We start from the raw sequence: 12,802 nt of genomic DNA, 5'->3' as shown, positions 1-12,802 counted from the left end.
TTCCGAAGCGAGGAAATATAAAAATGTCTTCAACTTTCTAACTCTCTAACTTTTTAACTTTCTAACTCCTTAGGGTTTTGGCAGTTCTACGATCTCGAACCAGTACTTGCTCAGGGTTTTCATCACATCCACCAGCGAGGCAAAGGTAACCGGCTTGGTAATAAAGGAGCTCACGCCCAGGTCGTAGGTGCGCAGGATGTCTTCCTCGGCTTTGGAGGTTGTGAGCACCACCACCGGGATCACGCGCAGGAAGTCGTCGGACTTTATCTCCTTCAGCGCCTCACGGCCATCCTTCTTCGGCATGTTCAGGTCCAGCAGGATCAGGCCCGGCGTCGGGAATTTTTCCTTGTCGGCAAACTTGCCACGGTTGTGCAGGTAGTCCAATAACTCCTCCCCGTTCTCTACAAACTGCACATGATTCTTGAGGCGGCTCTCGTCGAGGGCCTCTTTCACCAGCATGCGGTCTTCTGCGTCGTCGTCGGCAATAAGTATCACTATCGTTCTTCTGTTGTTGGCGCTCATATTTCTTTTACTGTACGTGCTTTTTGGCTAAGGTAATGATGAAGGTGGTGCCCACCCCTGCCTGGCTATGGGCCGTGATCTCGCCGCCGTGGCGCACGGCAATCTTGCGGCAAATGGCAAGCCCGATACCGGAGCCTTCGTACTTCTGCCCTTCCAGGCGCTGGAAAATGTTAAAGATACGGTCGAGGTACTTCTCATCAAAGCCGATGCCGTTGTCCTGTATCCTAATCTCCACCAGCTCGTCGCCGGGCGTGGCGGTGAGGTGCGCCTTGGGCTGCAGCTCCCGTGCCGTAACGCTTATCTCCGGGGTTACCCCCTCCTTACTGAACTTGATGGCGTTGCTGATCAGGTTCTGGAACAGCTGGCGCATTTGCGTGGGGTCACCCTCTATGGCAGGCAGGTGCGTGCGCGTGATGCGGGCTCCCGTCTTCTCTATCACAATCTCCAGGTCCGAGAGCACCTCCTCCAGCACTTTCTCCAGGTCTACCACTACATACGGTTTTGCCCGCGAGGTAACCCGCGAGAAGTCCAGCAGGTCGTTTATCAGGTTCTGCATGCGCGAGGCGGCGTTCAGCATCCGGTCCACGTAATCCTTGCCCTGGTCGCTGAGTTTCTCATACTCCTTCGTCTTCAGCCTGTCGCCGAAGGCCTGTATCTTGCGCAGCGGCTCCTGCAGGTCGTGCGATGAAACATAGGCGAAATCCTGCAGCTCGCGGTTGCTGCGCTCCAGCTCGGCGGCATAGCGGCGCAGGCGCTCCTCGCTCAGCTTCTGCTGGGTAATGTCGTGTACAAAGCCCGTGTATACTTTGCGGTCGGTCAGGTAGATCTCGCTGATGCTCAGGTAGAGCGGAAACACCATGCCGTTCTTCTTCAGGCCCGACACCTCGCGGCCGATGCCGATGATGCGCTTCTCACCGGTCTCGTGGTAGTGCTGCATGTAGTTGTCGTGCAGGCTGCGGTCGGGCTCGGGCATCAGCATGTTTATCTTCTGCCCGATCAGCTCGCGCTCCTCGTACTGAAAGAGTCTGGCGGCGGCCGGGTTCACCATCTCGATCACCCCGCGGGTGTCGATGGTGATAATGCCATCCACCGCCGTCTGTATAATCGAGTTGATGCGGTTCTCGCTCTCGCGCAGGCGCTCCTCGGTTTTCTTCAGGTCGGTGATGTCGTGCACGAGGCCCGTGAAAATGGTCTTGTCCTCCAGCTTCACCTCGGCGATGCTCAGGAAGAAAGGGAAAAGCTTGCCGGTCTTCTTCTTGCCCAGCACCTCGCGCCCCTTGCCTATTATCTGTCCCACCCCTGTTTTGATGTAGCGGGCAATGTAGCCGTCGTGCAGGCTATGGTCGGGCTCGGGCATCAGCATGCTCACGTTCTGGCCAATCATCTCCTCCGGCTCATACCCGAAGATACGGGCGGCGGCCGGGTTGGCGCTCTCCATAATGCCCCGGCCGTCGATGGTGATGATGCCGTCCACGGCCGTCTCGATGATGGCTTTGAGCCTGGTCCGGCTCTCGATGTTCTCCTTATTCAGCTGATTCTTCTCTTCCAACGGGATGCGTTTTTTTATAAAGATAAAGACTAAGGACGCAACAAACAAAGCCCTCTAAAGCATTTTGTATATATAAAAAATGATGGATGTCAGTATTTCCGCTGACGCTACTCATATATACCCACCGGCCCCCGCCGTACCTTGTGCTCCAATAATGCTGCCTCCTTTCGGCAGGGATTATACTTTGTCTGACAACCAGTTACACTGTATTTATACTTTGCAAACAGGCTGCCGGGCCACCCTGGATACGTTAAAATTTCATTTTTATACTTCGTACATCTCAGCCACCATGGTACAAACATCACCGCACATGTTCCACATTCCTGTTATGGGTCTGGCCTTTTCCATTGATTCACCGCTTAAGGTTGCCCGGTTCGGCATCTCCTCCGTTGCCTCGCTCAGCGACGACGCCCTGATGGAGTATACCCGCCAGCACTACAGCCAGCTGTATCAGAAACCGTACCTGCCCATTACGCCAAAGGAGGAGGACTACAGGGCCAGGCGCGTCACCGCATTCCTGAACCTAACGGACGAACTGGTGAAGCAGCAGGTGGAGGAAATACGCCTGCAGGAATTTGCCCCTGACACGGAGCTGACCAGGTACTTCACGCTGCTGCCGGACAACTCCCCGCTGCGGGCAAAGTATGAGCAGATGCTGCAGACAGCGGACCCGGAGCAGCGGGAGGCACTGCAACAGGAGCTGCGCCGCGCCGTGGTGGCCGGAAGTATAGATGTGAACATCATGACCAAGCTGGACCGCGTGAACTACGGCAAAGACGGAAAGCCGCTGCCGCAGGAGTACAGCGACGCCCTTGCCGCGCTGCGTGGTTTTGCACAGAGTACCGTAAAGTCCTCCATCATTTTCTCAGCCGGCATGAACATGCGCCTCTACGGGTACATGGAGCAGTTCCCGTGCTTCTTGCCCGATGCGGCCGGTAGTTTTGAGAAGAAGGTGATCATAAAGGTAAGCGATTACCGCTCTGCCATGGTGCAGGGTAAGATTCTGGCCAAGAAGGGCATTTGGGTGTCGGAGTACCGGATCGAGTCGGGACTGAACTGCGGAGGCCACGCCTTTGCCACCGACGGCTACCTGATCGGCCCGATCCTGGAGGAATTCAGGCAGAACCGCGAGTCGCTGCGCGAGGAGCTTTATAGCCTCTTCAGCTCTGCCCTGGCCACCAGGGGCCTTCAGGTGCCTCACGTCATACCAGCGCAGCGCCTGACTGTGCAGGGGGGCATCGGCACGGCGCAGGAAGACGCTTTCCTGAAGCAGCACTTCGGTGTGGACGCCACCGGCTGGGGCACGCCGTTCCTGCTCGTGCCGGAGGCCACCACCGTGGATGAGCCTACCTTACAGCAATTGGTAAAGGCCACTTCCGATGATTTATACCTGAGCCCGATCTCGCCGCTAGGCGTGCCGTTCAACGCCCTGCGCAACACCTCCAGCGAGCGACAGAAGCAGGAGCGCATAGACAAAGGCAAGCCCGGCAGCCCCTGCGAGAAAAAGCACCTGGTATCCAACACAGAGTTCACGGACGAGCCTATCTGCACGGCCTCACGCAAGTACCAGCGCCGCAAGCTGGAGCAGCTACAGTCCCTGCAACTGGCACCGGAAGTATACAAGGCCGAGGAAGCCAAGGTATTGGAAAAAGAGTGCCTGTGCGACGGGCTGGCCACCTCCGCCCTGCTGCTGTTCAACATGACCAAGAAAGCGGCCACCAAGGCCGTTACCATCTGCCCCGGCCCTAACCTGGCTTACTTCTCCGGCATCTTTAAGCTGCACGAGATGGTGGGCCATATCTACGGCCGCTTCAACGCCCTGAACCATACCTACCGCCCGCACATGTTCGTCAATGAGCTGAAGATGTACGTGGACTACTGGAAAAAGAAAAAGGACGAGCAACTGGAGGAACTGACAGACAAACAACTCAAGTACCTGCAGAATTTCCGCAGTAACCTGCAGGAGGGCATTGCCTACTACAAACAGCTTTTGCCAACCCTGTTCCAGGATCAGTTGGAGCGACAAGCGATCATGCTGGACGAACTGCTGGCGTTTGAGGACCAGTTACTCTCTGAAAGTGTGGAGAAGGCTGTAGCAATATAGATGCAGCATCAAAGTATAAAACCCAGGTTGCAATGAACCTACCCCTGCCCCTCCCAAGAGGGGAATTTTCCGAAAAGAGTAGGTGATTCCCCTCCTCGGAGGGGTTGGGGTGAGTTTACACCTGCACACATTAATAAATCGCAACTGCAAGTATAAAGTATAAAGGCCGGTAAAATTACCGGCCTTTATACTTTATACTTTGGCATCTTCCTGGTGCGTCAGGGCGCTCATTTTTCCGGCTGCTGCAGCACCACCACCGAGCGGGCTGCCACCACCAGCGTCTTACCGTAGGCAAACTGCTCTCCCTGCTCCTCTATCAGGTTGGCATCCGTATCGATCACCTTACGCCAGCGCTCACCATACTTCTTGGGCGGGAGTTTATACTTCAGCGGCTCATAGTGGGCGTTAAAGATCACGTAGAAGCTGTCGTCGGTTATGATTTCGCCCTTAGGCCCTTTGGCGTGCAGCCCCTTGCCGTTGAAGTAAACCCCCAGCGACTTGGCAAAGTCGTGATTCCAATTCTCCTCCGTCATCTCGCCCCCTTCCGGCAGGAACCAGGCAATATCCTTCAGGTTTCCTCCTTTTATTGGCTGGCCTTTAAACCAGCCGCGGCGGTTAAATGTGGGGTGTTGCCGGGTAAACTTTATCAGGCGACGGGTAAACTGCAGCAGTTCCGCATCCGCCTCCTGCCAGTTCAGCCACGACACCTCGTTATCCTGGCAGTAGGCGTTGTTGTTGCCATGCTGGGTTCTGCTTATCTCGTCACCGGCCACCAGCATCGGCACACCCTGCGAGAGGAAGAGCGTGGTCAGGAAATTACGTTTCTGTTTTGCCCGTAGTGCCAGTACTTCCACATCGTCCGTGGCCCCCTCTACGCCGCAGTTCCAGGAGCGGTTGTGGCTCTCGCCGTCGTTGTTGTCCTCGCCGTTGGCCAGGTTATGCTTCTCGTTGTAAGACACCAGGTCGTTCAGCGTAAAGCCATCATGGGCGGTGATGAAGTTTATACTTGCCGTCGGGCTGCGGTAGTCATCGCGGTACAGATCGGAACTGCCCGTGAAGCGCTCGGCAAACTCGGCCAGCATACTGTCGGCGCCGCGCCAGTAATCGCGGATGCTGTCGCGGTACTTGCCGTTCCACTCGGCCCAGCCCGGCGGGAACTCGCCTACCTGGTATCCGCCCTCACCAATGTCCCAGGGCTCGGCAATCAGCTTTACCTGCGAGATAACCGGGTCTTGGTGGATGATGTCGAAGAAGGCGCTGAGGCGGTCCACCTCGTGCAGCTCGCGGGCCAGCGTGGCCGCCAGGTCGAAGCGGAAGCCGTCCACCCGCATCTCCTCAATCCAGTAGCGCAGGCTGTCCATGATGAGGCGTAGCACGTTAGGCAGGTTCGCGTTGAGCGTGTTGCCGGTGCCGGTATAGTCCATGTAGTAGCGCTGGTCCTCCGTCAGGCGGTAGTAGGCGGCATTGTCTATCCCCCGGAACGAAAGCGTCGGGCCCATCTGGTTGCCCTCGGCGGTGTGGTTGTACACCACATCCAGGATGACCTCGATTCCGGCCTTGTGCAGCGCCTTGACCATCTCCTTGAACTCCACCACCTGCTCGCCGTGGGTGCCGGTGCTGGAGTAGCGCACATCGGGCGCGAAGTAGCCGATGGTGTTGTAGCCCCAGTAGTTCGAAAGCCCTTTCTCCACCAGGTGCCGGTCGTTGATAAAATGGTGCACCGGCATCAGTTCCACAGCCGTGATGCCCAGCTCCTTCAGGTACTTAATGGTTACCGGATGCCCCAGCGCCGCATACGTGCCCCGTATTTCCTCCGGAATGTCTGGGTGCAGCTTGGTGAAGCCCTTTACATGGGTTTCGTAGATAATGGTCTTGTGGTAAGGGATCTTCGGCTTCCTGTCGCCGGCCCAGTCAAATGTAGGATCAATAACCACACTCTTCGGAATATACGGCGCGCTGTCATCTTTACTGAAGCTTAGGTCCTCATCGGGGTGGCCCATCTTGTACCCGAAAAGCGAGTCGTGCCACTCGATGGTGCGGCTTATGGCTTTGGCGTATGGGTCCAGCAACAACTTGTAGGGGTTGAACCGGTGCCCGTGCGATGGATCGTACGGCCCATGCACGCGGTAGCCGTAGAGCTGCCCCGGCCTGGCTTCAGGCAGGTAGGTGTGCCAGATATGGTGCGTTCGCTCCGACATGTTGATGCGGGCGTACTCCGTCTCCTCACCGGATCCTTCAAAAAGGCAAAGCTCCACCTTGGTGGCATTCTCCGCGAAAAGCGCAAAGTTCACTCCCTCTCCATCCCAGGTGGCGCCCAGGGGGTATGGGCTGCCGGGGTAACTTTCTATGTTCATCATCATGTGGTTAAAGTATGGGGTACTGCAGCAGTGGGGAAGTATACTTTCTTTTTTATACTTCTCTTGGATCAGGATCTGCAATAAGTACAACGGTTATACTTTAAAGGCAGCATTTTGTTTTTAAGTGATTTATACTTGCCAGGCCTTTTAACGAAGACGGTTTTTATACTTTCAGGCAGAAGTAAAAGGCATGTGCAGGACCCGAACCGGCTCTACAAAGTATGAACCCACCCCTAAAAACAGGGAAGAGAGCTCTGCATTACCGAATCCAACCACCCCTACCCCTCATCACCCCACCCCAGCCCTCCCCTAAAAACAGGGGAGGGAGCTGTGTAACTGCTGCTGCTGAAGTATAAGCTTCATGGTCGCTGTTCTCGCGCGGACAGGTCGCGACCTGTCCCTACAAGTATGAAACCACTCCTGGCCCTCCGAGGAGGGGAAGTATACTTGTCACTTTCTCCTGTCATCTCGAGCAGGGCGAGAGATCTATCTGGAATTATAAAGAGATCTCTCCCGAAGGTCGAGATGACAAAAGGCAGGAGCTATCGAAAACTGATCCCAGTCCTTGGGTTGAGCGCCTTGTGAGATCCGGTGCCGAACGCCAGTGAGGCATTGCGACGCAGGAGCAAAGGAAAAGCTCCCAGCGCGATGCCCGAGAGAGTTTACCCCGAAGCATTTCGGGGAGCCCTCCCGGGCTTGAGAGCACCAAAGTATGAGATGAAACTATAGAATTGTAAGTCTAGAGGATCAACGGTAGTTAGCAAGTATAGCTTGGTTCGGATTGCAGGAAGCAGGGGCTAAGAGAGACACAAGCGGACGCTTGCGCCAGCAAAGAATAAAAGTATGGCTCACGCGGATTGCAAATCCGCGGCTATTATACTTCCGGATTGCAAATCCGAAAGAGCGGAAGTATGATTAAAGTATAGCTGCAAGTATAAAATATAGCCCAAGTATAAATATGGCTTTTCAAGCCTGTTGGGTTGCAAACCCAACATCATAGTAGGACACGAGTTGCAAACTCGCGCCAGAGGGGAAATATTAAGTATAGCAGCAAGTATAAAAGTACAGCCCAAGTACAAAAAGCCACAGCCTTTAAGCCCGCGCACGCAAGGGAGAAATTTTATCCACCTATTACTTCTCAGAAAAAGGGTTCATCAGAAAGTTTAAACCACTCATATTTAACATAACAAACACACTAAACCCTCGCCATATCCAGCTCCCGTATCTCGGCTTTGTAGGCAGGCGGAAGTATAAGCTCCTTGAGCAGCCACTCGGCCCGGAATATACGGCTGATCTTGTAGGCTGCCAGCACGGGTTTGAGCACAGGCACCCGCAAAAGCCGCAGCTGCTTCCGCACCCGTTGCGGCACCACCAGCACCTGCGCCTGCCGCAGCAGCCAGTAGCGCATACTGCCCAGGTGCTTTCTGTACTGCCGGTACAGGTCCGAGGTATACTTGCTCTTCTCCAGATTCTGCCGCAGGTGCTCTGCCCGCGCTAGCTGCCACTCCGGGTAGGTTTGCGGCAGGCCCTGTATGCCCATGCGCGTGCCAACGCGGTTGAATACCTCAAACACCTCCGCTTGCTCCTGCATCGATAGCTTTCGCTCCAGCAGCTCAAAGGAGCGGATCGAGTAATCGATGAGCATGAAAAGTACGTCGCGGTAGGCCCAGTCGGGTATGGCGTAACCGCGCTTGGCCTCCACGGCGGCATGGATGGCTGCCATACTATCGATGGCGCGGTGGGCGGCGGCCTCCTCCGAGAAAACGATGCGGCGGGCATACCCCACGGTAGAGAAAAGCCTGCCCAATGGGTCGGCGGGCAGGCGGCCGGTAAAGTATAGCCAGTCTACGGCCTTGTTCAGGGCGAACTCTGCGGAGGCTCCGGCAAATATGAACAGGATGGTATCGCTCTTGCCCCAGATCTGGCGCACCACCGAGTCTTGCTGCACAAAGTATGTCATACCTGCTGAACAAGCGGCAAGTATAAATCGTGCTGCGGGATTAAAAGTATAAACCGGACTGCGGACTCCGTAGCTACAAACTATACTTTGCAGCTACTGCCAGGGCAGCTATATCTGAATGGCGCAATCTTTGCTGAACTTCTGCCGTTGCACCAAAAGCCGTACTTTTGCGTTTCAAGGCAGCGTGGCAGCACGAGGCCAACCCAAAACAGCACCAAAACTTAACATGAGGGCTACGCTCAAGAAGATAATCAAATTCATAGTGACAAGGATCATGGCGCCGTTCGTGCGCCTGGTACACGGCGAGCTTTCCGCTTTCTGGAGGAGCCTGAGGCCAAAGTTCACTCCGGTCTATTGGCGGCAGAAGCGGGCAGAGTGGCAGGAAAGCAGCCGCCGCTCCGACTACCGCTTTCTCTACCGCATTTTCCTGAAGCTCGCTCTGTTCGGTATCCTATTTTTGGTTTTGTTCTACTTTGCCGTGTATTCGGGCTTTCTGGGCGGCATGCCATCCACTAAAGAGCTGAAGTCGGTGCGCAACAACACGGCCTCGGAAGTATACTCTGCCGACGGCGTGCTGCTGGGCCGCTACTACATCCAGGACCGCACTAATGTAAAGTACAGCGACATCTCCCCCACCGCCATCCACGCCCTGATAGCCACCGAGGATGCCCGTTTCTATGATCACAGCGGAGTAGACGTGCGCAGCCTGGCCCGGGTGTTCCTTAAAACGCTGCTGCTGCAGAACGAGAGCTCCGGCGGCGGCAGCACGCTCAGCCAGCAACTGGCCAAGAACCTGTACCCGCGCAAAAATTACATGCTCTGGGACATGCCCATCAACAAGCTGCGCGAGATGATCATCGCCCGCAAGCTGGAAAGTATTTACGCCAAGGAGGAGTTGCTGGAGCTGTACCTGAACACGGTGCCGATGGGCGGAAATTTATATGGCATCGAGCGCGCCTCGCGCCGCTTCTTCAACACCGCTGCCGATTCGCTTAAAACGGAAGAGGCCGCCGTGCTGATCGGGATGCTGAAAGCCACCACCACCTATAATCCGCGCCTGGACCTGGAGCGCTCCACTCAACGCCGTAACGTGGTGCTGGGGCAGATGGCCAAGTATGAATACCTGACAACGGAGGAGGCCGACTCACTCAGGCAGCTGCCGCTCAAGCTAAAGTATAACTACACCACCCACAACGACGGCATAGCCCCATACTTTAGGGAGCACCTGCGGCAGGAGCTGGTAAGCTGGGCAGCGGGCAAAAAAAAGAAAAACGGCGAGCCCTACAACCTCTATAAAGATGGCCTGAAGATCTACACCACCATTGATGCCGGTATGCAGCGTCACGCCGAGGCGGCGGTGCGCAAACACATGACGCAGCTCCAGAAGCAGTTCGACGCCCATTGGCGCGGCCGCACCCCCTGGGGACGCAACTCCGATGTGATCCAGGTGGCCATGCAGCGCTCCGACAGGTACAGAAAGATGAAGGACGCCGGCAAGTCAGAGGCGGCAATTCTGGAGGCTTTCCGGCAGCCGGTGCCCATGCAGGTATACGCCTGGGGCGGAAACGACAAAAAGGAAATGAGCCCTATGGACTCGCTGGCTTACTATTCCCGCTTTCTGAACACGGGCCTTTTCTCGGTGGAGCCGCACTCGGGCTATGTGCGTGCCTGGGTGGGCGGCATCAACCACCATGTGTTTAAGTATGACCACGTGAAAGCAAAGCGGCAGGTCGGATCCACCTTCAAACCCATCGTTTACGCTGCCGCACTGGAACAGGGATTGAAACCCTGCGACTACTTCCCGAACGAGCGCCAGGTATACCCGGAGTATGACAATTGGTCGCCGCGCAATGCCACGGAGCAGTATGGCGGGGAGTACAGCATGCGCGGTGCGCTGGCTCATTCCGTGAACACCATATCGGCACAGATGATCATGAAGGCGGGGGTGGGCAGAACAGTGGCCATGGCGCACCGCCTGGGCATCGATTCAAAGCTTCCGGAAGTGCCCTCGCTGGCCTTGGGCACGGCCGACCTCTCGCTGCAGGAAATGGTGACGGCCTACGCCACGTTCGCCAACCGCGGCATGCAGGTGGAGCCGGTATACATCACAAAGATCGAGGACCGTGAGGGCCGTGTGCTGCGGGAGCATCGCGCGGGCGAAGGCGCCAAAAAGGTGCTGGATGAGGAAACGGCGGCCATTATGCTGCACCTGATGCAGGGCGTGGTGGAAGAAGGTAGCGCGGGCCGGCTACGCTCCGCCTACGGCCTGAAGATGGACATTGCCGGCAAGACCGGAACCACCCAGAACCAAACCGACGGCTGGTTCATCGGCATAACGCCGCAACTGGTAACGGGTGTGTGGGTAGGCGGGGAAAGTCCGGAGGTGCGGTTCCGCACGCTGGAGCTTGGCCAGGGCTCCCGCACCGCGCTGCCTATCTGGGGCGAGTACATCCGCCGCATTGCCATCGACCCGGCCTATAAAGGCTACTACAACAGCCGCTTTGACCCGCTGCCGCCACGCGTGCTGGAGGCACTCAACTGCGAGTCATTCCGGGCGGAGCCGCCGCGCGAGAACTTCCTGGAGCGCCTGCTGGATAACGTAGGAAAGAAAGCTGCGCAGAGCTACGAAGAGTGGAAAGAGGACTGGAAAGAGCGCCGCAGGCAGCAGCGGGAGGAGCGTAAAAGAAAGCGGAGGAACTGATATCCCCTACTCCTCCTGGTAATCCGGGCTCCGGTTCAGCCGCTTAAACAGCTCCACCAGCTCCTCCGGCAGGTTTGTGAGCTTGCGCTTGTGCAGGTCCAGCCAGGCTCCATCCACGTTTATGATGGCGGCCTTCACGCCATCTTCCCGGAAAATCTCGTGGCGGATGGACCAGCGGGAGCCGTCGGCGCGGCTTTTGGTCAGCTCCACCGTTACGGTCAGCTGCTCTTTGATGCCTACCTCGCGCAGGTACACCAACTCCTCCCTGAAAAGTATGGGGCCAATGTGCAGCCGCTTAAAGGCTTCCAGGTCCAGGCCCAGCCTTTCCAGCACCACGATGCGGGCCTGGGCGGCAAAATCGGCGTAAGCGGAGTGGCGCATGTGCATGTTGGCGTCCAGGTGAGACCACATCACCCTGCCTTCGTATTTGTTGTTCATCGTCTTCTGCTTTTCTGCAAAGCTACGAAAAGTGGGTGCCAAATATAAACCCGAGCCCACCAACCGGTTCCCATGATAGAGCCAACTGGCGCCTGCAGTGGAATTTAACTTAAAATTTACCTGCAGGCTCCTTCGTTCAGTATAAATTTTGTTGTTTTGCACCCGAATTACTACATCATCAACATAGTCATGAAAAAATTTACGAGCATACTCTTCCTGTGCCTGCTGCTTACTGGCCAGGCCTTTGCCTGGGGACAAAACGGGCACCGCGCCGTAGGGCAGGTAGCTGAACACCACCTGAGCAAGAAGGCGAAGAAGAAAGTAATGCAGCTGCTGGAGGATAACTCTCTGGCCGAGGTTTCGGTGTGGATGGATGATATCAAGAGCGACGACGCCTACGATCACACGCACGACTGGCACTGGGTCACGATACAGGACGGCCAGACCTATGAGCAGGCTGAGAAGAACCCGAACGGCGATGTGCTGGGCAAGATCGAGGAGATCTCCAAAACACTGAAAGCCGGAAATCTGGACAAGGTAAAGGAGCAGGAGTTGCTCAAGTTCCTGGTGCACCTGGTGGGCGATATTCACCAGCCGCTGCACGTGGGCGGAGGCGACGATCAGGGCGGCAACCAGGTGAAGGTGCAGTGGTTCTACCAGCCATCGAACCTGCACCGCGTGTGGGACAGCGACATGATTGACGGCAAAGACCTGAGTTTTACGGAGATCGTGCGTTTCCTGGGCGAGCCGGACAAGGCGCAGGTAAAACAGTGGCAGGCCGCCTCGGTAAGGGACTGGGCCAGCGAGTCGATGAGCTACCGCCCGCAGGTGTACAACCTGCCGGAGGACAAGAAACTGGGCTACCGCTACGCCTACGAGAACTACAGCCTGGTGGAGCAGCGCCTGCTGCAGGCCGGCATTCGCCTGGCGGGCCTCCTGAACGAAATTTACGGCTAAACGATTTCACGAACCAAAGTATAAACAGCCACAGCACTCCCCTTGCGAGCCGCTGTGGCTGTTTCTCTTTCGGCTAGTTTATACTTTATAGGCTATCCAAAGTATAAAAAGGAGGCTCTATTGGCGCCGGCGGAGCAGCGACCAAGTATAAACCGCCGGAAAACCAGAGCGGCCGAACAGTTTTTTCTTACATAGAGTTAGGTTAACTTTAGCC

Annotated in this window: 8 protein-coding genes; 3 read left to right on the top strand and 5 right to left on the bottom strand. The window is 56.3% G+C overall.

Annotated features, from left to right (window positions below):
- Nucleotides 1-69: 69 nt before the first annotated feature.
- Together A3841_RS12020 and A3841_RS12015 are read right to left on the bottom strand one after the other, a co-directional pair.
- Nucleotides 70-522 carry a response regulator gene (locus A3841_RS12020; protein ID WP_073852521.1) on the bottom strand — a complete coding sequence of 151 codons (453 nt, stop codon included), beginning with the start codon at nt 520-522 and terminating at the stop codon, nt 70-72.
- 7 nt (nt 523-529) lie between these two features.
- Entirely contained in the window at nt 530-2,071 is a 1,542-nt protein-coding gene (locus A3841_RS12015) for a sensor histidine kinase (RefSeq protein ID WP_073852520.1), read from the bottom strand.
- Between the two features lie 217 nt (nt 2,072-2,288).
- Between A3841_RS12015 and A3841_RS12010 the strand changes: the two genes are divergently transcribed.
- Complete coding sequence (locus tag A3841_RS12010; RefSeq protein WP_317042483.1) at nt 2,289-4,175, top strand: nitronate monooxygenase family protein; 1,887 nt, start codon at nt 2,289-2,291, stop codon at nt 4,173-4,175.
- A gap of 227 nt (nt 4,176-4,402) precedes the next feature.
- Here A3841_RS12010 and glgX read toward each other — a convergent pair whose 3' ends face one another.
- Together glgX and A3841_RS12000 are read right to left on the bottom strand one after the other, a co-directional pair.
- Nucleotides 4,403-6,529 carry a glycogen debranching protein GlgX gene (gene glgX, locus A3841_RS12005; protein ID WP_073852692.1) on the bottom strand — a complete coding sequence of 709 codons (2,127 nt, stop codon included), beginning with the start codon at nt 6,527-6,529 and terminating at the stop codon, nt 4,403-4,405.
- 1,198 nt (nt 6,530-7,727) lie between these two features.
- A complete protein-coding gene (locus A3841_RS12000) occupies nt 7,728-8,492 on the bottom strand; it encodes an oxygenase MpaB family protein (RefSeq protein ID WP_073852519.1) in 765 nt (254 codons plus the stop codon).
- Nucleotides 8,493-8,718: 226 nt separating this feature from the next.
- Here A3841_RS12000 and A3841_RS11995 point away from each other — a divergent pair, with 226 nt between their 5' ends.
- Nucleotides 8,719-11,193: a penicillin-binding protein 1A gene (locus A3841_RS11995; protein WP_083610347.1), complete on the top strand. Its 2,475-nt coding sequence runs from the start codon at nt 8,719-8,721 to the stop codon at nt 11,191-11,193.
- Nucleotides 11,194-11,199: 6 nt separating this feature from the next.
- Here A3841_RS11995 and A3841_RS11990 read toward each other — a convergent pair whose 3' ends face one another.
- On the bottom strand, nt 11,200-11,631 hold the full coding sequence (locus A3841_RS11990) for an acyl-CoA thioesterase (RefSeq protein ID WP_073852518.1): 432 nt from the start codon (nt 11,629-11,631) through the stop codon (nt 11,200-11,202).
- 189 nt (nt 11,632-11,820) lie between these two features.
- On the opposite strand from A3841_RS11990, the gene A3841_RS11985 reads away from it, so the two are divergent.
- Nucleotides 11,821-12,588 (top strand): S1/P1 nuclease, encoded by a 768-nt coding sequence (locus A3841_RS11985; RefSeq protein WP_073852690.1) that lies wholly within the window; start codon nt 11,821-11,823, stop codon nt 12,586-12,588.
- Nucleotides 12,589-12,802: the final 214 nt, after the last annotated feature.

This window comes from Pontibacter flavimaris, from assembly GCF_001907195.1.
GTDB lineage: Bacteria > Bacteroidota > Bacteroidia > Cytophagales > Hymenobacteraceae > Pontibacter > Pontibacter flavimaris.
This window is presented reverse-complemented; position numbering and strand designations above follow the sequence as displayed.